Source organism: Pseudomonas asplenii (assembly GCF_001293465.1).
Lineage (GTDB): Bacteria > Pseudomonadota > Gammaproteobacteria > Pseudomonadales > Pseudomonadaceae > Aquipseudomonas > Aquipseudomonas fuscovaginae_B.
This window is the reverse complement of sequence record NZ_JSYZ01000018.1, coordinates 155,857-175,596: the sequence shown is the minus strand read 5'-3', so window position 1 is coordinate 175,596 and position 19,740 is coordinate 155,857. Positions and strand designations below refer to the sequence as shown.

The following is a 19,740-nucleotide window of genomic DNA, read 5'->3' as shown; positions in this document are numbered from 1 at the left end:
ACCAAAAACTTAGAAACATACTCAATAGATATAAGGGGACTTAGAGTGAACAAGTCGGAACTGATTGATGCTATCGCCGCATCTGCTGATCTCCCGAAAGCCGCTGCTGGCCGTGCGCTGGACGCAGTAATCGAATCCGTCACTGGCGCTCTGAAGGCCGGCGACTCCGTTGTACTGGTTGGCTTCGGTACTTTCTCCGTGACCGATCGCCCTGCTCGCACTGGTCGTAACCCACAGACCGGTAAGACGCTGGAAATCCCGGCTGCCAAGAAGCCAGGTTTCAAGGCTGGTAAAGCACTGAAAGAAGCGGTCAACTGAGTTTCTTCAACGCCTTTGCCTGTACCAGGTCGGGCTCGCTCCCGACCTGGCAGCGGAGCGGTAAAGCGGTTGGCCAGGCCCAGCAGGGCTGCTGACCTGTCACACCGGGGTTCGATCCTCGTCCGCTCCGCCAGTTACGAGAAGGCGCATCCTCGGATGCGCCTTTCTTCTATCCGGACTCTACCCACGCTCCACGGTTGTCCATTCTTGAGGTTCAACCGTTTCTGGGGGACGCATGCTGCAAAATATCAGGGACAATTCACAAGGCTGGATTGCCAAGACCATTATCGGGGTCATCGTTCTGTTGATGGCGCTGACCGGTTTCGATGCCATTTTCCGGGCCACCTCCACCAGTCAGGACGCGGCCAAGGTCAATGGTGAGGAAATCACCCAGAACGAGCTGAGCCAGGCCGTCGACATGCAACGTCGCCAGCTGATGCAGCAACTGGGCAAGGATTTCGACCCATCGCTGCTGGATGAAAAAATGCTCCGCGAATCGGCTCTCAAGGGGCTGATCGATCGCAAGCTGCTGTTGCAAGGCGCCGAGAAATCGAAATTCGCCTTCTCCGAAGCGGCGCTGGACCAGGTCATCCTGCTGACGCCTGAATTCCAGGTGGATGGCAAATTCAATTCCGATCGTTTCGACCAGGTGATTCGCCAACTGGGCTACAGCCGGATGCAGTTCCGCCAGATGCTGGCTCAGGAAATGCTCATTGGCCAGGTACGCGCCGGTCTGGCGGGCAGCGGTTTCGTGACTGACAACCAGGTGCTGGCGTTCGCCCGCCTGGAGAAGCAGACCCGTGATTTCTCCTCCCTGACCGTCAAGAGCGACCCGGCTGCAGTCAAGCTGACCGATGACGAGGTCAAGGCCTACTACGACAAGCACGCCAAGGAATTCATGACGCCGGACCAGGTGGTCGTGGACTATCTGGAGCTGAAGAAGTCTTCCTTCTTCGACCAGGTCAGCGTCAAGGACGAGGACCTGCAGGCCCTGTACAAGAAGGAAACCTCGAACCTGGCCGAACAGCGTCGTGCGGCGCACATCCTGATCGAAGTGAACGACAAGGTCACCGATGCCCAGGCCAAGGCGAAGATCGAGGAGATTCAGCAGCGCCTGGCCAAGGGTGAGGACTTCGCGGCCCTGGCCAAGCAGTTCTCCCAGGACCCGGGTTCGGCCAACAATGGCGGTGACCTCGGTTTCGCCGGCCCTGACGTCTACGATCCGGCTTTCGAAAAGGCGCTGTATGCCTTGAACAAGGGGCAGGTATCGGGCCCGGTACGCAGCGAGTTCGGCTACCACCTGATCAAGCTGCTGGGCGTCGAGGCACCTGAAGTGCCGACCTTCGCCAGCCTCAAGGACAAGCTGACCCGCGAGCTGAAGGCCCAGCAGGTCGAGCAGCGTTTCGTCGAGGCGACCAAGCAGCTCGAGGACTCGTCGTTCGAGGCTTCCGACCTGGCCCAGCCAGCCCAGGACCTGAACCTGAAGGTACAGACCACCGCGCCGTTCGGTCGTGAAGGCGGCGAAGGCATTGCGGCCAACCGTGCCGTGGTGACCGCCGCGTTCAGCCCGGAGGTTCTGGATGAGGGTGCCAACAGCAGCGCCATCGACCTGGACCCGGACACTGTCATCGTCCTGCGCGCCAAGGAGCACCGCAAGCCGGAGCAACTGCCGCTGGAAAGTGTCGATGCGAGCATTCGCAAGCAACTGACCAAGGAGCACGCCACCGCGGCGGCGAAGGTCAAGGCCGACGAACTGATCGCCAGCCTGCGTGAAGGCAAGGCGGTGCCGGCCGGTCAGTCCTGGAAGGTCCAGGAAGCCGTCACCCGTGGCCAGGAAGGTGTCGATCCTGCGGTGCTGCAGGCCCTGTTCCGCATGCCAAAGCCTGCGGCCAAGGACAAGCCGACCTTCGACACCGTGACCCTCGCTGATGGCAACCTGGTCATCGTGCGCCTGAGCGGCGTCAACGAAGGTGCTGCGCCGACCGATCAGGAGAAGGCATCCTACCGTCGCTTCCTCGCTTCGCGTATCGGCCAGCAGGACTTCGCCGCGTATCGCAAGCAGTTGGAAAGCGAAGCGGAAATCAAGCGCTTCTGAAGTCGCTGATACCGTTCTGCCGTAAACAGGAAGGCCGCTCAATCGAGCGGCCTTCCTGTTTCTGTCAATCCAGATGCTGTGGCGCGGTGTCCGGCCTCTTCGCGGGCAAGCCCTGCTCCTACAGTTTTGTGTCGTATGTGGAAACTGAGAGCGACACTGATCCTGTAGGAGCAGGGCTTGCCCGCGAAGGGGCCCGAGCAGGCCTACGAGGCCTTCTCGGGTGTAAGAAACGCAGCCTTCAGCAATTGCCGGGTATAGGGGTGTTGCGGCGCCTCGAAGATCTCCCGTGCATCCCCTTGCTCCACCACCTGTCCGTGCTTGACCACCATCAACTGGTGGCTCAGTGCCTTGACCACCGCCAGGTCATGGCTGATGAACAGGTAGGTCAGGTTGTACTTGACCTGCAGCGAACGCAGCAGCTCGACCACCTGGCGCTGTACGGTGCGATCCAGGGCCGAGGTTGGCTCGTCGAGCAGGATCAGCGCCGGCTTGAGCACCAGGGCCCGGGCGATGGCGATCCGCTGCCGCTGGCCTCCGGAGAACTCGTGGGGATAGCGGTGGCGGGTCTGCGGGTCGAGGCCGACTTCCTTCAGGGCGGCGATGATCGCCTGTTCCTGTTCGGCCGGGGTGCCGATCTTGTGGATGCGCAGGCCCTCACCGACGATCTCGCTGACGCACATGCGCGGGCTGAGGCTGCCGAACGGGTCCTGGAACACCACCTGCATCTCCCGCCGCAACGGCCGTACCTGTTGCTGGGACAGGCTGTCCAGCGCCTGGCCCTCGAAGCGGATGGCGCCCTGGCTGCCGATCAGCCGCAGGATGGCCAGGCCCAGAGTCGACTTGCCCGAACCGCTCTCGCCGACGATCCCCAGGGTCTGGCCCTGGGGCAGGCTGAAGTTGATGCCGTCCACCGCCTTGACGTGATCGACGGTACGCCGCAGCAGACCCTTGCGGATGGGGAACCAGACCTTCAGGTCCTCGATTTCCAGCAGCGGTGCACCCACCGGATTGGCCGCGGGTGCGCCGCTCGGTTCGGCGCTGAGCAGTTCGCAGGTATACGGATGCTGCGGTTGGCTGAACAACGCTTCGCAGTCGGCCTGCTCGACGATGCGCCCCTGCTGCATCACGCACACCCGGTGGGCGATCCGCCGCACCAGGTTGAGGTCATGGCTGATCAGCAGCAGGGCCATGCCCAGGCGCGCCTGCAGTTCCTTGAGCAGGTCGAGGATCTTCAGTTGCACGGTGACGTCCAGCGCCGTGGTCGGCTCATCGGCAATCAGCAGCTCCGGCTCGTTGGCCAGGGCCATGGCGATCATCACCCGCTGCCGCTGGCCGCCGGAGAGCTCGTGTGGCAGCGCCTTGAGGCGTTTGTGCGGTTCGGGTATGCCGACCAGTTCCAGCAGCTCCAGGGTGCGTTGGGTGGCGACCTTGCCGGTCAGGCCCTTGTGGATGGCGAGGACTTCGTTGATCTGCTTCTCGATCGAGTGCAGCGGGTTCAGCGAGGTCATCGGCTCCTGGAAGATCATCGCGATACGGTTGCCGCGAATGTGCCGCAGGGTCTTTTCCTTGAGTGTCAGCATGTCCTGGCCGGCGTACTGGATGCTGCCGCTGGGGTGGTGCGCGAGCGGGTAGGGCAGCAGGCGCAGGATCGAGTGTGCGGTCACCGACTTGCCGGAGCCGCTCTCGCCGACCAGGGCCAGGGTCTCGCCGCGACGGATATCGAAGCTGACGTTTTCGACCACCCGTTGGCGCTGTTCGCCAACGACGAACTCCACGGCGAGGTCGCGTATTTCGATCAGATTGTCCTGATTCATCTCATTTCCTCGGATCGAAGGCATCGCGGGCGGACTCGCCGATGAACACCAGCAGGCTGAGCATGATCGCCAGCACGGCGAACGCACTGATACCCAGCCAGGGCGCCTGCAGGTTGGATTTGCCCTGGGCCACCAGCTCGCCGAGCGATGGCGCCCCCGGTGGCAGGCCGAAGCCGAGGAAGTCCAGGGCGGTTAGGGTACCGATGGCGCCGGTGAGAATGAACGGCATGAAGGTCATGGTCGAGACCATGGCATTGGGCAGGATATGGCGGAACATGATCGCGCCGTTCTGCATGCCCAGCGCCCGGGCCGCCCTTACGTACTCGAGGTTGCGGCCACGGAGGAACTCGGCGCGGACCACATCCACCAGGCTCATCCAGGAAAACAGCAGCATGATCCCCAGCAGCCACCAGAAGTTGGGCTGGACGAAACTGGCGAGGATGATCAGCAGGTAGAGCACCGGCAGGCCGGACCAGATTTCCAGGAAGCGCTGGCCGGCCAGGTCGACCCAGCCGCCGTAGAAGCCCTGCAGGGCGCCGGCGACCACGCCGATGATCGAACTGAGGACCGTCAGGGTCAGGGCGAACAGCACCGAGATGCGGAAGCCGTAGATCACCCGCGCCAGCACGTCGCGGCCCTGGTCATCGGTGCCCAGCAGGTTGTCGGCCGAGGGCGGGGCGGGGGCCGGCACCCTGAGGTCGTAGTTGATGCTCTGGTAGCTGAAGGGGATCGGCGCCCACAGCACCCAGGCGTCCTTGGCCTTGAGCAGTTCGCGGATGTACGGGCTCTTGTAGTTGGCCTCCAGCGGGAACTCGCCGCCGAAGGTGGTTTCCGGGTAGCGCTTGAGGGCGGGGAAATACCAGCCGCCGTCATAGTGCACCACCAGCGGCTTGTCGTTGGCGATCAGCTCGGCGCCGAGGCTGATGACGAACAGCCCGAGGAACAGCCACAGGGACCACCAGCCGCGCTTGTTGGCCTTGAAACGCTCGAAGCGTCGGCGATTGAGGGGGGAAAGCTGCATCTCAATGCTCCCGATGTTCGAAGTCGATACGTGGGTCGACCAGGGTATAGGTCAGGTCGCCGATCAGTTTCATCACCAGGCCCAGCAGGGTGAAGATGAACAGCGTGCCGAAGACCACCGGGTAGTCGCGGTTGATCGCCGCCTCGAAGCTCATCAGGCCCAGGCCGTCGAGGGAGAAGATCACTTCCACCAGCAGCGAGCCGGTGAAGAAGATGCCGATGAAGGCCGCGGGAAAGCCGGCGATCACCAGCAGCATGGCGTTGCGGAACACGTGGCCGTAGAGCACGCGACGTTGCGTCAGGCCCTTGGCCCTGGCGGTGATCACGTACTGCTTGTTGATCTCGTCGAGGAAGCTGTTCTTGGTCAATAGCGTCATGGTCGCGAAGTTGCCGATCACCAGGGCGGTGACGGGCAGGGCCAGGTGCCAGAAGTAGTCGCAGACCTTGCCGAACAGGCTCAACTGGTCGAAGTTGCCCGAGGTCAGCCCGCGCAGGGGGAACCAGTTCAGGTAGCTGCCGCCGGCAAACACCACGATCAGCAGGATGGCGAACAGGAACGCCGGGATCGCGTAACCGACGATGATCGCCGAACTGGTCCAGACGTCGAAGTGGCTGCCATGCCGGGTCGCCTTGGCGATGCCCAGGGGAATCGACACCAGGTACATGATCAGCGTGCTCCACAGGCCAAGGGAGATCGATACCGGCATTTTCTCCTTGATCAGGTCGATGACCTTGGCGTCGCGAAAGAAGCTGTCGCCGAAATCCAGGGTCGCGTAGTTTCTGATCATGATCCACAAGCGTTCCGGCGCCGACTTGTCGAAGCCGTACATGTGCTCGATTTCCTTGATCAGTGCCGGGTCCAGGCCCTGCGCCCCGCGATAGCTGGAACCGGCCACCGAGACCTCCGAGCCGCCGCCGGCGATCCGGCTGGTGGCACCGTCGAAACCTTCGAGCTTGGCGATCATCTGCTCTACCGGGCCACCCGGGGCGGCCTGGATGATCACGAAGTTGATCAGGAGGATGCCGAACAGGGTCGGGATGATCAGCAGCAGTCGCCGTAGAATGTAAGCCAGCATCTTATGGTTGCCCCGCGCCGGTGCCGTTGGTGTTTTCCGGCGAAGCCACCGGTTTTGCGTCCGGCTTGATCCACCAGGTGGAGGTGCCGACATCGTAGGTCGGCGAGACTCTCGGATGGGCGACATGATCCCAGTAGGCAATACGCCAGGTCTTGATGTGCCAGTTCGGGATCACGTAGAAGCCCCACTGCAGCACCCGGTCCAGCGCCCGGGCGTGGTCGACCAGGCTCTGCCTTGAGTCGGCATTGATCAACTGTTCCACCAGGGTGTCCACGGCCGGGTCCTTGAGCCCCATGAAGTTGCGGCTGCCGGGCTTGTCGGCACTGGCTGACATCCAGAATTCGCGCTGTTCGTTACCGGGCGAGCTCGACTGCGGGAAGCTGCCGACGACCATGTCGAAGTCCCGCGAGCGCAGGCGGTTGATGTACTGGGAGACATCGACCCGGCGAATCACCAGGTCGATCCCCAGGTCGCCGAGGTTGCGCTTGAACGGCAGCAGCACCCGTTCGAAATCGGTCTGGGCCAGCAGGAACTCGATGCGCACCGGCTTGCCCTCGGTATCGACCATCCGATCGTCGACGATATGCCAGCCGGCGTCGAGCAGCAGTTGGTAGGCGCGGCGTTGCTGGTCGCGGATCATCCCGCTGCCGTCGCACACCGGCGGCTGGTAGGCCTGGTTGAATACCTGGTCGGGAATCCTGCCGCGCAGCGGTTCGAGGATTGCCAGTTGCGCCTTGTCCGGCAGGCCGGTGGCGGCCATCTCCGAGTTCTCGAAATAGCTGCGGGTGCGGGTATAGGCACCGTTGAACAACTGCTTGTTGCTCCACTCGAAGTCGAACAGCAGGCTCAACGCCTCGCGCACGCGCACGTCCTGGAACATCGGCTTGCGCAGGTTGTAGACGAAACCCTGCATGCCGGTCGGGTTGCCGTTGGGAATCTGTTCCTTGATCAGCCGTCCCTGGGCCACGGCCGGGGTGTTGTAGGCATTGGCCCAGTTCTTCGCGCTCATTTCCAGCCAGTAGTCGAACTGCCCGGCCTTGAGAGCTTCGAGGGCGACGCTGCTGTCGCGGTAGTAGTCGGTGGTCATCACATCGAAGTTGTAGAACCCGCGGTTGATCGGCAGGTCCTTGGCCCAGTAGTCCTTGACCCGCTCGTAGCGTACCGAGCGTCCGGCCTTGACCTCGGCGAGCTTGTACGGCCCGCTGCCGAGGGGGAATTCCAGGTTGCCCTTGTTGAAGTCGCGGGTGGCCCACCAGTGCTTGGGCAATACCGGCAACTGGCCGAGAATCAGTGGCAGCTCGCGGTTGTTGGTGTGCTTGAACTTGAACAGCACCCGCAGCGGGTCCTCGGCGACCACCTCGGCGACATCGGCATAGTAGGCTCGGTAGAGCGGGGCGCCGTCCTTGATCAGGGTTTCGAAGCTGAACACCACGTCCTCGGCGCGCATCGGGTGGCCATCGTGGAAACGCGCCTCGGGCCGCAGGTAGAAGCGTACCCAGCTATTGTCGGGGGCTTTCTCGATCTTGCCGGCGACCAGTCCGTACTCGGTAAAGGGTTCGTCCAGGCCCTGGCGGGCCAGGGTGTCGTAGATCATGCCGATGCCGTCGGCCGGCACGCCCTTATTGATGAACGGGTTGAGGCTGTCGAAGCTGCCGGAGGCCGACTCGCGGAAGGTACCGCCCTTGGGCGCATCGGGGTTGACGAAGTCGACGTGCTTGAAGTCGGCGGGGTATTTCGGCGGTTCGTCGTAAAGGGTCAGGGCATGTTGTGGTGCGGCGCCGGCGAAACCGGTCATACCGATCGACAGCAGGCCACCGGCACAGAGCAGTAGGGCGCGCAAGGGCATCATTGGGCTTTCTCCGAAGCTTTCATCCACCAGGCGCTCAGGCCCAGGGTGTATGGCGGCGTGGTGACGAAGGCGAACCGGTTGCGGTAGGCCAGGCGGTGATAGTTGAGGTACCAGTTGGGAATCATGTAGTGCTGCCACAGCAGCACCCGGTCCAGGGCGCGGCCGGCGGCCAGTTGCTCGTCCCGTGACTGTGCGGCCAGCAGGGCTTCGAGCAGGCGGTCGACCACCGGGTTGGCGACGCCGGCGTAGTTCTTGCTGCCCTTGACGGTTGCCTGGCTGGAGTGGAAGTACTGCCATTGTTCCAGGCCGGGGCTGAGCGTCTGGTCGAGGGTCATCAGGATCATGTCGAAATCGAACTGATCCAGGCGCTGTTTGTACTGGGCACGATCCACGGTTCTCAGGTGGGCGTCCACGCCAATACTGGCAAGGTTTTCGACATAAGGCTGGAGAATCCGCTCGAGGTTCGGGTTGACCAGCAGGATTTCGAAGTGCAGCGGCTGCCCGGCACCGTTAACCAGGCGTTGACCGTCCAGCTTCCAGCCGGCCTGCGCGAGCAGCCCCAGGGCGCGGCGCATGGTTTCGCGGGGAATGCCGCGGCCATCGGTGCGCGGCAGGCTGAAGGGTTGGGTGAACAGGGCGGCGGGCAACTGCTCGCGATAGGGCGAGAGCAGCAGCCACTCCTTCCCGACCGGCAGCCCGCTGGCGGAAAACTCGCTGTTGGGGTAGTAGCTCATGGCCCGCTGATAGGCATTGTTGAACAGCGTGCGGTTGGTCCACTCGAAATCGAACATCAGGCCGATGGCCTCGCGCACCTTGTCCTCGGCGAAGGCGCTGCGGCGGCTGTTCATGAACAGGCCCTGGGTCTGAGTCGGGATCTGGTGGGCGATCTGTGCCTTGATCACGTCGCCGCGCAGCACGGCGGGAAAGCTGTAGCCACTGGCCCAGTTCTTGGCCTGATGCTCGATGTAGATATCGAATTCACCGGCCTTGAAGGCCTCGAAGGCGACATCGCTGTCCCGGTAGAACTCGACCTCGACCCGGTCGAAGTTGTACTTGCCGCGATTGACCGGCAGGTTCTCGCCCCACCAGTTTTTCACCCGTTCGAATACCAGTTGCCGGCCCGGCTGGACCCGAGTGATGCGATAGGGGCCGCTGCCCAGTGGCGGCTCGAAGGTGGTGGCCTTGAAGTCGCGGCCTTGCCAGTAGTGTTGCGGCAGCACCGGCAGCTCACCCAGGCGCAGGATCAGCAGCGGGTTGCCTGAACGCTTGAAGACGAAGCGGATCCGCTGCGGCCCGAGCACATCGACCCGCGACACTTCCTGCAGGCTGGTGCGGTATTGCGGGTGCCCCTCCTTGAGCAGGAGTCGATAGGAAAACGCCACGTCATAGGCGGTGATCGGCGTTCCGTCGTGAAAACGCGCCTCGGGGCGCAGGTTGAACACCACCCAACTGCGATCCTCGCTGTACTCCACCGTTTGCGCGATCAGCCCGTAGCTGGACGTCGGCTCGTCGCCGGACGGCGCATACTGGCCGGTGCCGACCATCAGGGTTTCGTTCAGTTCGTTGACGCCATACTGCAGGAAGTTCGGCGTCGACACCGGGCTGGTGCCCTTGAAGGTGTAGGGGTTGAGCGTGTCGAAGGTACCGAAGGCCATGACCCGCAAGGTGCCACCCTTGGGCGCATCGGCGTTGACCCAGTCGAAGTGGGTGAACCTGGCGGGGTACTTGAGCGTACCGAACTGCGCATAACCGTGGCTTTCGCTGATTGTCGCGCTTGCGGGGAAGCTCAAGGCCAGGCTGATGAAGAACGGGAGGAGGGGACGCATCAGCTCAGGGATCCGGTCCAGACTGCTTGGGCTCTATGGATCTTACCTTAACAGCTTGTATCGGCAGGAAAAAGGCCGCTACTTTTGTCGGAACGGACTTGCTGGCTATCCGCCATGGTTGACTCTTCACAAACCCCTGTGGGAGCCGCCGGTCCGGCGCCCCGGTTTATCCGCGAATGGCCCTTGAGGCCCCTAAAAGCTTCGCGGATGAATCCGGCTCCCCCAGCCTACAGTTCACTCATACACAGGTGCCTTGGTGATGGGTGATCAGCGCGGCTGGGAAACCGTGAGGATCTGCCCTGGCTTGAGGGCCTGGCCGGTACGCGGGTTGAGGCGCTTGAGGTGCTGCATTTCAACGTTGAAACGCTTGGCGACAATATAAAGGGAGTCGCCTTTCTGCACCTTGTAGGTCGTGGGGGTCGCTGGCTTCCTGCTGACCGAGGCGCGGACGTTGTCCTCCATCACCAGGGTCTGGCCGACCTTCAGCTTGTGCCCGGACAGCTTGTTCCAGCGCTGCAGTTCCTTGACATCGACCTTGTTGGCCTTGGCGATCGACGACAGGCTGTCGCCGTTCCTGACCTTGTAGCGACGGTTCAGGCGAGCCGGGCCATTGCTGGCGACGTTCTCGAAAACCGGCTTCTTCGGCCGCATGCTCACCAGTTCCTCGGGCTTGAGGTTCGACAGGCTGGCGGTCAGCAACTGCGCCTTGGAGCTCGGCACCAGCAGGTGCTGCGGCCCGTCGAGGGTCGCCTTCTGCTTGTAGGCCGGGTTCAGCTGGATCATTTCGTCCTCGTCGATCTCGGCCAGTGCCGCGACCCGGGAAAGGTCCAGCGGCTGGTTGACCTCGACGCTGGCGAAGTAGGGTTCGTTGGCGATCGGGTTGAGGTTCACACCATAGGCTTCCGGCGACATCACCACCTGGGACAGGGCCAGCAGCTTGGGCACGTAGTCACGGGTTTCCTGGGGCAGCGGCAGGTTCCAGTAGTCGGTGGGCAGGCCGAGCTTTTCGTTACGCTCGATGGCCCGGCTGACCGTGCCTTCGCCGGCATTGTAGGCGGCCATGGCCAACAGCCAGTCACCGTTGAACATGTCGTGCAGGCGGGTCAGGTAGTTCAGCGCCGCGATGGTCGAGGCGGTGATATCGCGGCGCCCATCATAGAAACGGTCCTGGCGCAGGTTGAAGTTGCGCCCGGTGGAGGGAATGAACTGCCAGAGGCCGACCGCATCGGCTCGGGAATAGGCCATCGGGTTGTAGGCACTCTCGATGACCGGCAGCAGCGCCAGCTCCAGCGGCATGTTGCGTTCTTCGAGACGTTCGACGATGTAATGGATATAGAGTGTGCCGCGTTCGCTGGCGTTTTCCAGGAACGACGGGTTGCTGGCGAACCACAGCCGCTGCTGCTCGATGCGTGGGTTCACGCCCAGGCCGTCCTGCAGCTTGAAGCCCTGGCGCATGCGCTCCCAGACATCCTGTGGCGGCGTCGGGTTGGCTTTCTCGCCGGCCCATATCGGTTTCTGCTTGAGCCGGACGTTGAGATTCGGCGTCGGTTCGTTGCCGTTGTCCGAGGGATGATGAAAGCCCTGGCAACCCGCCAAAGTGGCGGACACAGCCACGGCGACCGCCTGAGCCAATTGCGTCAATGTGCCTGAATTGATGGGTTTGCGGTTAGGTGACGACATTGGCTGGAAGGTAGTTCCGGGCAAAAATGTCGGGCGATTCTAGAAAGCGCTCAGGGTCCGGTCAACTATCGAGCCTGCCCGAACCGCCCACCGCCGTGCCTCAGAACTGGTCTTTCCAGGCCCGCAGGGCAGCAAAAACCTCACTCGGCGACCGGTTGTCGCGGCCGTTCCGTTCGTCCGCTTTTTCTTTAACAGATGTTTCGCCGACCCGCAGGAATGGGTTGGTGCGCAGTTCCAGGGCCAGGTTCGACGGCAGGCTGATCCGCCCTTCGGCACGCCACTGGCCGACCTGTTCCAGTCGCGCGGCGATATCCGGATTTTGCGGCTCGACGGCCTGGGCGAAGCGCAGGTTGCCCAGGGTATATTCATGGGTACAGTGCACCGCAGTGTTGGCCGGCAGGGCCGCCAGCCGGCTCAGGGACGCGTGCATCTGCTCGGCCGTGCCCTCGAACAGGCGTCCACAGCCGGCGGCGAACAGCGTGTCGCCGCAGAACAGCAGCGGCGTTTCCTCATTCGCCTGATAGAAGGCGATATGCCCCAGGGTGTGGCCGGGCACGGCCAGCACCTGGAATGGCCGATCGAGTACGCTGATCCGGTCGTTGTCCTGCAGCGCCACGTCCCGGCCCGGGATGTTCTCGTGGGCCGGGCCGAGCACGCGGGCACCGGTGGCCTGCTTCAGGCGTTCGATACCGCCGACATGGTCATGGTGGTGGTGAGTGATCAGGATGTCGTCCAGTCGCCAGCCCGGATGCGCTTCCAGCCAGGCCAGCACCGGTGCCGCGTCACCCGGGTCGACCACCGAGCAGCGCCGTTGCGCATCGTCGCGCAGCAGCCAGATATAGTTGTCGGTGAAGGCGGGCAGTGCATCGATCTGTATCATGTTGGAGGTCGCCAAGCGGAAAACATTGGCGCATCTTAGAGGCTGGTATGGCTCATGGCGAGTTGGAGCAGACAATGACCGATAAAGCGTTCGCTCAGGCCGATCCTGACTGGCTGGCACTGGTCAGCGCGGCCCGTGACTGGTTGTCCGGGCCGCTGGGGCAACTGCTGCTCGATGAAGAGCGGCGCATGCTCGACGAGGAACTCGGGCGTTACTTCGGCGGTTACCTGGTCCATTACGGGCCATCGGCCGAGAACCCGCCGCAAGCGCAGCAGGTGCGCCGCAACGTGCGCCTGGGGGCGCCGTTGCCGGGTGTGGAGATCGTTTGCGACGAACGGGCGTGGCCGCTGAGCGAGCACGCGGCGGATGTCGTGGTGCTGCAGCATGGCCTGGATTTCTGCCTGTCGCCCCATGGCCTGCTGCGCGAAGCGGCGGCCAGCGTGCGGCCCGGCGGGCACCTGCTGATCGTCGGGATCAACCCCTGGAGCGCCTGGGGGCTGCGGCATGTGTTCGCCCACGATGCCCTGCGCCAGGCCCGCTGCATTTCGCCCTCGCGGGTCGCCGACTGGCTCAACCTGCTGGGCTTCGCGCTGGAGAAACGTCGCTTCGGGTGCTATCGTCCGCCGCTGGCTTCACCTGCCTGGCAGGCGCGGCTGGCGGGCTGGGAACGTGTCGCCGGTCGCTGGCAACTGGCCGGTGGCGGCTTCTATCTATTGGTCGCCCGCAAGATCATGATCGGCCTGCGGCCGGTCCAGCAGGTGCGACGCGAACCGGTCGGCAAACTGGTGCCGCTGCCGCTGGCCAAGGTCAACCGGCGGCCCAGCGAGCCCTGATACCGCGGGCCTTCACCTGCAACCCGGGCAGTTTTCTTTCGCGGGCCGGTCTTGCCGGTCCGGGCGCCATCGGCCAGTCGCCGATGGCCCACAGGGCATTTTTCGATGGAAAGGTTGTATGAGCGATACCGTTGAACTCTTCACCGATGGCGCCTGCAAGGGCAACCCCGGCCCGGGCGGCTGGGGCGCACTGCTGGTCTTCAAGGGGGTAGAGAAAGAACTCTGGGGCGGCGAGGCCAATACCACCAACAACCGCATGGAACTGCTGGGCGCGATTCGTGGGCTGGAAGAGCTCAAGCGGCCGTGTGAAGTGCTGTTGGTGACCGACTCCCAGTACGTGATGAAAGGCATCACCGAGTGGATGACCAACTGGAAGAAGCGCGGCTGGAAAACCGCGGCCAAGGAGCCGGTGAAAAATGCCGACCTGTGGCAGCAGCTCGACGAGCAGGTCAACCGCCACAACGTGAAATGGAAATGGGTACGCGGGCACGTCGGCCACCCGGGCAACGAACGCGCCGACCAACTGGCCAACCGCGGTGTGGATGAAGTGCGAGGAGTCAAGCATGCGTAGTGTGGTACTCGATACCGAAACCACCGGTATGCCGGTGACCGACGGCCACCGGATCATCGAGATCGGTTGCGTCGAGATCATCGGCCGCCGCCTGACCGGGCGGCATTTCCACGTCTATCTGCAACCGGACCGCGAAAGCGACGAGGGGGCGATCGGCGTCCACGGTATCACCGACCAGTTCCTGATCGGCAAGCCGCGCTTTGCCGAGGTGGCCGACGAGTTCTTCGAGTTCATCAAGGGCTCGCAACTGATCATCCACAACGCGGCGTTCGACGTTGGCTTCATCAACAACGAGTTCGCCCTGCTGGGGCAGCACGACCGCGCCGATATCAGCCAGCATTGCAGCATTCTCGACACCCTGCTGATGGCCCGGGAGCGCCATCCGGGACAGCGCAACAGCCTCGATGCCTTGTGCAAGCGCTACGGCGTCGACAACTCCGGCCGTGAACTGCACGGCGCCTTGCTCGACTCGGAGATTCTCGCCGACGTCTACCTGACCATGACCGGTGGCCAGACCAGCCTGTCCCTGGCCGGCAACAGCGGCGACGGTGCCGAAGGTGGAGCTGGCCAGGCCAGTGAAATCCGTCGGCTGTCGGCCGAGCGCAAGCCGGGCCGGATCATCCGTGCCAGCGAGAGCGAACTGGCCGAGCACCAGGCGCGCCTGGAGATCATTGCCAAGTCCGCCGGCGCACCGGCGCTCTGGACACAACTGGCGGAAGCTGCAGCGCAGTAGGGGTTGTTTGTTACAAGAGATCTCCTTTCTCTTGTTTCACTTCACATGTAGGACAAACAGCTTCTACCCTGAAGGAACAGACGGGCGGTGTCCCGTCGCTTCAGGATTGAAAAACCCATGTACAAGGATTTGAAGTTTCCGATCCTGATCGTGCACCGCGACATCAAGGCGGACACGGTCGCCGGGGATCGGGTACGGGGAATCGCCAAAGAGCTCGAACAGGACGGTTTCAGCGTTTTCTGCGCTGTCGATTACGCCGAGGGCCGCCTGGTCGCCTCGACCCATCATGGCCTGGCCTGCCTGCTGATCGCCGCCGAGGGCGCCGGGGAAAACACCCACCTGCTGCAGAACATGGTCGAGTTGATCCGCCTGGCGCGGGTCCGCGCTCCCGACCTGCCGATCTTCGCCCTGGGCGAGCAGGTCACCCTTGAAAATGCACCGGCCGATGCCATGAGCGAGCTCAACCAGCTGCGCGGCATTCTCTACCTGTTCGAAGACACCGTACCGTTCCTGTCCCGGCAAGTCGCCCGGGCGGCGCGCAACTACCTGGATGGCCTGCTGCCACCGTTTTTCCGGGCGCTGGTGCAGCACACCGCCGATTCCAACTATTCCTGGCACACGCCCGGCCACGGCGGGGGTGTGGCCTACCGCAAGAGTCCGGTGGGGCAGGCGTTTCACCAGTTCTTCGGAGAGAACACCCTGCGTTCCGACCTGTCGGTCTCCGTGCCGGAGCTGGGTTCGCTGCTGGACCATACCGGCCCGCTGGCCGAGGCCGAAGCCCGTGCCGCACGCAACTTCGGTGCCGACCACACGTTCTTCGTGATCAATGGCACCTCCACCGCGAACAAGATCGTCTGGCATTCGATGGTCGGCCGGGATGACCTGGTGCTGGTGGACCGCAACTGCCACAAGTCGGTGCTGCATTCGATCATCATGACCGGCGCGATTCCGCTGTACCTGTGTCCGGAGCGCAATGAGCTGGGGATCATCGGCCCGATTCCCCTGAGCGAATTCAGCCACGAGTCGATCCAGGCAAAGATCGACGCCAGCCCGCTCACCCGTGGGCGCCTACCCCGGGTGAAGCTGGCGGTGGTGACCAACTCGACCTACGACGGCCTCTGCTACAACGCCGAACTGATCAAGCAGAGCCTGGGCAGCAGCGTCGAGGTCCTGCATTTCGACGAAGCCTGGTATGCCTATGCGGCTTTCCATGAATTCTTTGCCGGGCGCTATGGCATGGGCACCACGCGCACTGCGGACAGCCCGCTGGTGTTCACCACCCACTCGACCCACAAGCTGCTCGCGGCCTTCAGCCAGGCCTCGATGATCCATGTCCAGGATGGCGGGGCGCGACAGCTGGACCGCGACCGTTTCAACGAAGCGTTCATGATGCACATCTCCACTTCGCCGCAATACAGCATCATCGCTTCCCTGGACGTGGCCTCGGCCATGATGGAAGGGCCGGCGGGACGCTCGCTGCTCCAGGAAATGTTCGATGAAGCGCTGAGTTTTCGCCGCGCCCTGGCCAATCTGCGCCAGCACATTGCCGCCGATGACTGGTGGTTCAGCATCTGGCAGGCGCCGCGGGTGGAAGGCATCGACAGGGTCGAGACCGCCGACTGGCTGCTCGAACCGCAGGCCGACTGGCATGGTTTCGGTGACGTTGCCGAGGACTATGTGTTGCTCGATCCGATCAAGGTCACCCTGGTGATGCCGGGGCTCACCGCCGGCGGTGCCCTGGGCGAGCATGGCATTCCGGCGGCGGTGGTCAGCAAGTTTCTCTGGGAGCGCGGGCTGGTGGTGGAGAAGACCGGTCTCTATTCGTTCCTGGTGCTGTTCTCGATGGGGATCACCAAGGGCAAATGGAGCACGCTGCTTACGGAGTTGCTGGAGTTCAAGCGCAACTACGACGCCAATGTCAGCCTGGCCAGTTGCCTGCCCTCGGTGGCCCGGCAGGGGCCGCAACGTTACCAGGGCATGGGCCTGCGCGACCTATGCGACCAACTGCATGGCTGTTATCGCAGCAATGCCACGGCCAGGCATCTCAAGCGCATGTACACGGTACTGCCCGAGGTCGCCATGAAACCCGCCGATGCCTATGATCGGCTGGTCCGTGGCGAGGTCGAGGCGGTGTCGATCGATGCGTTGCAGGGGCGGGTCGCGGCGGTCATGCTGGTACCCTATCCGCCGGGTATTCCGCTGATCATGCCGGGCGAACGTTTTACCGAGGCGACCCGTTCGATCATCGACTACCTGGCCTTTGCCCGGGCGTTCGACAGCGGTTTCCCCGGTTTCGTCGCGGATGTGCACGGCCTGCAACATGAAGACAACGGTGATGGCCGCTGCTATACCGTCGATTGCATCAAGGAATGAGGACAGGACAGTTCGCCCTATGCATTTAGTCATGAACCCGAAAGACCCTGAAGTCTCGGTCCGGGTGGCCGACGAGGGCTTCTCCGAGTACATCTGGGGCAGCGATTTCAGCTTCGAGGTCAGGGCCTATGGCCGCGCCGAGATGGGCCGCAAGGTCGAGCAGTGGCCCCTGAGCACCGTGGCTCCCTACCGCAAGTGCTATGGCATCGATCCCGAGGAATTCGCCAGCTACCGCGGCAAGGCGGACAGTGCGATCTTCATGGCCTACCTCGATGGCCGGCCTGCCGGACATGTGGTGGTCAGCACCAACTGGAACGGCTTTGCCCATGTCGACGAACTGGCGGTGGATGCCCGTGCGCGGCGTCACGGCGTGGCCAGGGCCCTGCTCGACGAGGTGCGCTTCTGGAGCCAGAGGAAGAACCTGTCGGGGGTGATGCTGGAAACCCAGAACAACAACCTGGGCGCCTGTCGCCTGTACGAGCGTTGCGGCTACGTGCTGGGTGGGATGGACCACCTGCGTTACCGCGGGATCGACGCCCAGACCCGCGAAGTGGCGCTGTTCTGGTACCTGCTGTTCGCGCCGCAGATCTGACGGTCAGGTCGGCGCCAGCATGGCCGCGGCCTTTTCGCCGATGATTTCCAGCAGGGCCTTCTGCGCGGGTGATGGCTCGCGCTCCCCGAGGGTCAGGGCATACAGGGTGATGGGGATGGCCGGCGATAGCGGGCAGACATCCAGCCCGCCATCCCTGGCCCCCACCGCCGTGAACGGGTCGACGATCGCCAGGCCTTCGCCGGCCTCGACCATGCTGCGCATCATCTGGTAGGTCTGTACCCGCGTCTGCACCTGGGGGGGCGGGCGCAGGCCCTGCAGCTTGCTGTCGAGCAGCAGGCTGAGGGTGTCCTGCTGTTCCAGGCCGATCATCGATTGACCCGCCAGATCCTGCAGGGAGATGTACTTCTGCCTGGGTTGCAACCAGCCGTGGGGGGCGAGCAGTTGCAGCTTGCCCTGGGCCAGCGCCTCGCAGCGGATCTGCGGATGTTCGGGATCGTGCAGGCTCAGGCCCAGTTCGATCTCGCGCAACAGCAGGCTGCGGACGATGTCGCGGGTGTGCTGGCTGGCCAGGGTGCAAGGGGTGTCGTGAAAGCGTCGGCGCAGGGCGGCGATGCCTTGCGGCAGCAGATGCTGGGCGAGCGTCGGGGTGCAGGTCACCCGCAGGGGCGGCGCCTGATGCTGGCGCAACTCCGCGGCCAGGCGCCGCAACGGTTCCAGTTCCCGGTACAGGTGGCTGATCTGCGGTTGCAGCTCGCGGGTTTCACGCGTCGCCTGCATACGCCCGCGCACCGTGGCGAACAACAGGAAGCCCAGTTGCTGCTCGGCCTCCTGCAGGGTGGCACTGAGCGTGGACGCCGGCAGTTGCAGCAACTCGGCGGCGGGGCCGAGGTTGCCGGTCTGCAGGATGGCCTGGATTGCTTCGATATGGCGTAGACGCATGCTTGAAGTCCATGTCCCGCACGGAGGAGGTCAGTGGACTGATCCTACCCCAAGTTGGCCTGCAAGACTGCAGGTCACCGTGCGTTCAGCCATGCGCCATCAAGGGGTGGGAAGTGTATCGGGCTCGCGAATCAGGGTGATGCCCGACTGGACCAGCAGGAACTCGTTGTCGTCGAGTTTATTGACCCGATCGCCAATGGCCAGTTTGTAGGTGGTGACGGGCTCCGTGCCGGCCAGGCCTCCCTCCGAAGGCATGGATTCCTGGAACTCATGCACGGAGTACACGCGTCCTTCCGCGTCCCGTGCATGAAATTGTCCGACGAGTACTGCAGCCATCTGTATTGAACCTCTGGAAATTAACTGCCGATTTGCGGTTCTGTAGACCTTGCCCGGCTCCGGGAAGTTTTGTCCCGGGAAAAAAATAGTCGGCCGATCCTGCCGGTTACAGCGTTGGCAAGGGGCCATATCCTGCGTTGTGCTGGGAAAAAATCTGACATTGGTCGCGGCTGATCATCTATACCTAAAGCTCCCTTGTCCCACGTATCAGGAGTGCCCATGAGTAATGTCCATACCGTCGCTGTGCTGGTTGGCAGCCTGAGAAAAGAGTCGATCAACCGCAAGGTGGCCCTGGCCCTGGCCGAGTTGGCACCGGCCAATCTGAAGCTGAGGATTGTCGAGATCGGCGACCTTCCGCTGTATAACGAGGATATCGATGGCACGCCGCCGGCGGCCTACACCACTTTCCGCGAGCAGGTTGCCGCGGCCGATGCGGTGTTGTTCGTGACCCCGGAGTACAACCGTTCGGTGCCCGCCCCGCTGAAGAATGCCATCGACGTCGGTTCGCGGCCTTACGGCAAAAGCGCCTGGAGCGGCAAGCCGGGGGCGGTGATCAGCGTATCGCCGGGGGCGATTGGCGGCTTCGGCGCCAACCACCATTTGCGCCAGTCGCTGGTGTTTCTCAACGTGCCTTGCATGCAGCAGCCGGAGGCCTATTTCGGCGGGGCGGGCAGTGCGTTCGATAAGACGGGCAAGTTGTCGGAGCAGAGCAGGCCGTTCCTGCAGGGCTTCATCAATGCCTATGGGCAGTGGGTGGAGCAGCACCAGAAGGCCTGATGGCTCAAGGGCCCTTTCGCGGATAAATCGGAGCGCCGGATCGCCGGCTCCCGCGGGGTATTGGGGG

The 19,740-nt window shown here is 63.3% G+C and carries 17 protein-coding genes; 8 read left to right on the top strand and 9 right to left on the bottom strand.

Features of this window, described 5'->3' with window-relative positions:
• The first annotated feature begins 45 nt into the window (after positions 1-45).
• Positions 46-318, top strand: coding sequence for an HU family DNA-binding protein (locus PF66_RS32215; RefSeq protein ID WP_017906642.1), 273 nt, complete (start codon positions 46-48; stop codon positions 316-318).
• A gap of 235 nt (positions 319-553) precedes the next feature.
• Positions 554-2,413, top strand: coding sequence for a SurA N-terminal domain-containing protein (locus tag PF66_RS22430; RefSeq protein WP_054063869.1), 1,860 nt, complete (start codon positions 554-556; stop codon positions 2,411-2,413).
• Positions 2,414-2,616: 203 nt separating this feature from the next.
• On the opposite strand, the gene PF66_RS22425 is transcribed toward PF66_RS22430, so the two are convergent.
• From PF66_RS22425 to gloB, 7 genes are all read right to left on the bottom strand, one after another.
• Positions 2,617-4,227 carry an ABC transporter ATP-binding protein gene (locus PF66_RS22425; RefSeq protein WP_054057851.1) on the bottom strand — a complete coding sequence of 537 codons (1,611 nt, stop codon included), beginning with the start codon at positions 4,225-4,227 and terminating at the stop codon, positions 2,617-2,619.
• 1 nt (position 4,228) lies between these two features.
• Positions 4,229-5,248, bottom strand: a complete 1,020-nt coding sequence (locus PF66_RS22420) for an ABC transporter permease (protein WP_054057850.1) — start codon at positions 5,246-5,248, stop codon at positions 4,229-4,231.
• Between the two features lies 1 nt (position 5,249).
• Entirely contained in the window at positions 5,250-6,323 is a 1,074-nt protein-coding gene (locus tag PF66_RS22415; RefSeq protein ID WP_054057849.1) for a microcin C ABC transporter permease YejB, read from the bottom strand.
• Position 6,324: 1 nt separating this feature from the next.
• The gene (locus tag PF66_RS22410) at positions 6,325-8,172 is read right to left on the bottom strand and encodes an extracellular solute-binding protein (RefSeq protein ID WP_054063868.1); all 1,848 of its coding nucleotides are present in this window, start codon (positions 8,170-8,172) and stop codon (positions 6,325-6,327) included.
• Entirely contained in the window at positions 8,169-9,998 is a 1,830-nt protein-coding gene (locus PF66_RS22405) for an extracellular solute-binding protein (RefSeq protein WP_054057847.1), read from the bottom strand. The genes PF66_RS22410 and PF66_RS22405 overlap by 4 nt, the downstream gene beginning before the upstream one ends.
• 267 nt (positions 9,999-10,265) lie before the next feature.
• Complete coding sequence (locus PF66_RS22400; RefSeq protein ID WP_054063867.1) at positions 10,266-11,678, bottom strand: LysM peptidoglycan-binding domain-containing protein; 1,413 nt, start codon at positions 11,676-11,678, stop codon at positions 10,266-10,268.
• Between the two features lie 100 nt (positions 11,679-11,778).
• Positions 11,779-12,558 (bottom strand): hydroxyacylglutathione hydrolase, encoded by a 780-nt coding sequence (gloB, locus tag PF66_RS22395; RefSeq protein ID WP_054057889.1) that lies wholly within the window; start codon positions 12,556-12,558, stop codon positions 11,779-11,781.
• A 74-nt stretch (positions 12,559-12,632) separates the two neighbouring features.
• Between gloB and PF66_RS22390 the strand changes: the two genes are divergently transcribed.
• The 5 genes from PF66_RS22390 (at position 12,633) to PF66_RS22370 (ending at position 17,660) form a co-directional block, all read left to right on the top strand.
• Positions 12,633-13,391 (top strand): class I SAM-dependent methyltransferase, encoded by a 759-nt coding sequence (locus tag PF66_RS22390; RefSeq protein ID WP_054063866.1) that lies wholly within the window; start codon positions 12,633-12,635, stop codon positions 13,389-13,391.
• A gap of 118 nt (positions 13,392-13,509) precedes the next feature.
• Positions 13,510-13,962 (top strand): ribonuclease HI, encoded by a 453-nt coding sequence (rnhA, locus tag PF66_RS22385; protein WP_054057389.1) that lies wholly within the window; start codon positions 13,510-13,512, stop codon positions 13,960-13,962.
• Positions 13,955-14,695 carry a DNA polymerase III subunit epsilon gene (dnaQ, locus tag PF66_RS22380; RefSeq protein ID WP_054057390.1) on the top strand — a complete coding sequence of 247 codons (741 nt, stop codon included), beginning with the start codon at positions 13,955-13,957 and terminating at the stop codon, positions 14,693-14,695. The genes rnhA and dnaQ overlap by 8 nt, the downstream gene beginning before the upstream one ends.
• A 117-nt stretch (positions 14,696-14,812) precedes the next feature.
• On the top strand, positions 14,813-17,068 hold the full coding sequence (locus tag PF66_RS22375) for an Orn/Lys/Arg decarboxylase N-terminal domain-containing protein (protein WP_054063865.1): 2,256 nt from the start codon (positions 14,813-14,815) through the stop codon (positions 17,066-17,068).
• A gap of 19 nt (positions 17,069-17,087) precedes the next feature.
• A complete protein-coding gene (locus PF66_RS22370; RefSeq protein ID WP_054063864.1) occupies positions 17,088-17,660 on the top strand; it encodes a GNAT family N-acetyltransferase in 573 nt (190 codons plus the stop codon).
• 3 nt (positions 17,661-17,663) lie between these two features.
• Here PF66_RS22370 and PF66_RS22365 read toward each other — a convergent pair whose 3' ends face one another.
• Complete coding sequence (locus tag PF66_RS22365) at positions 17,664-18,560, bottom strand: LysR substrate-binding domain-containing protein (RefSeq protein ID WP_054063863.1); 897 nt, start codon at positions 18,558-18,560, stop codon at positions 17,664-17,666.
• Between the two features lie 99 nt (positions 18,561-18,659).
• A complete protein-coding gene (locus PF66_RS22360; protein WP_054057394.1) occupies positions 18,660-18,896 on the bottom strand; it encodes a hypothetical protein in 237 nt (78 codons plus the stop codon).
• A gap of 219 nt (positions 18,897-19,115) precedes the next feature.
• On the opposite strand from PF66_RS22360, the gene PF66_RS22355 reads away from it, so the two are divergent.
• Complete coding sequence (locus tag PF66_RS22355) at positions 19,116-19,673, top strand: NADPH-dependent FMN reductase (protein WP_054063862.1); 558 nt, start codon at positions 19,116-19,118, stop codon at positions 19,671-19,673.
• The last annotated feature ends 67 nt before the right edge of the window (positions 19,674-19,740 follow it).

Bases quoted from the DNA above. Each gene is read 5' to 3' on its own strand.
- PF66_RS22410 (WP_054063868.1), bottom strand. From the start codon at position 8,172: ATGATGCCCTTGCGCGCCCTACTGCTCTGTGCCGGTGGCCTGCTGTCG.
- PF66_RS22400 (WP_054063867.1), bottom strand. From the start codon at position 11,678: ATGTCGTCACCTAACCGCAAACCCATCAATTCAGGCACATTGACGCAA.
- PF66_RS22415 (WP_054057849.1), bottom strand. From the start codon at position 6,323: ATGCTGGCTTACATTCTACGGCGACTGCTGCTGATCATCCCGACCCTG.
- dnaQ (WP_054057390.1), top strand. From the start codon at position 13,955: ATGCGTAGTGTGGTACTCGATACCGAAACCACCGGTATGCCGGTGACC.
- gloB (WP_054057889.1), bottom strand. From the start codon at position 12,558: ATGATACAGATCGATGCACTGCCCGCCTTCACCGACAACTATATCTGG.
- PF66_RS22355 (WP_054063862.1), top strand. From the start codon at position 19,116: ATGAGTAATGTCCATACCGTCGCTGTGCTGGTTGGCAGCCTGAGAAAA.
- PF66_RS22375 (WP_054063865.1), top strand. From the start codon at position 14,813: ATGTACAAGGATTTGAAGTTTCCGATCCTGATCGTGCACCGCGACATC.
- rnhA (WP_054057389.1), top strand. From the start codon at position 13,510: ATGAGCGATACCGTTGAACTCTTCACCGATGGCGCCTGCAAGGGCAAC.
- PF66_RS22425 (WP_054057851.1), bottom strand. From the start codon at position 4,227: ATGAATCAGGACAATCTGATCGAAATACGCGACCTCGCCGTGGAGTTC.
- PF66_RS22360 (WP_054057394.1), bottom strand. From the start codon at position 18,896: ATGGCTGCAGTACTCGTCGGACAATTTCATGCACGGGACGCGGAAGGA.
- PF66_RS22370 (WP_054063864.1), top strand. From the start codon at position 17,088: ATGCATTTAGTCATGAACCCGAAAGACCCTGAAGTCTCGGTCCGGGTG.
- PF66_RS22365 (WP_054063863.1), bottom strand. From the start codon at position 18,560: ATGCGTCTACGCCATATCGAAGCAATCCAGGCCATCCTGCAGACCGGC.
- PF66_RS22390 (WP_054063866.1), top strand. From the start codon at position 12,633: ATGACCGATAAAGCGTTCGCTCAGGCCGATCCTGACTGGCTGGCACTG.
- PF66_RS22430 (WP_054063869.1), top strand. From the start codon at position 554: ATGCTGCAAAATATCAGGGACAATTCACAAGGCTGGATTGCCAAGACC.
- PF66_RS22405 (WP_054057847.1), bottom strand. From the start codon at position 9,998: ATGCGTCCCCTCCTCCCGTTCTTCATCAGCCTGGCCTTGAGCTTCCCC.
- PF66_RS22420 (WP_054057850.1), bottom strand. From the start codon at position 5,248: ATGCAGCTTTCCCCCCTCAATCGCCGACGCTTCGAGCGTTTCAAGGCC.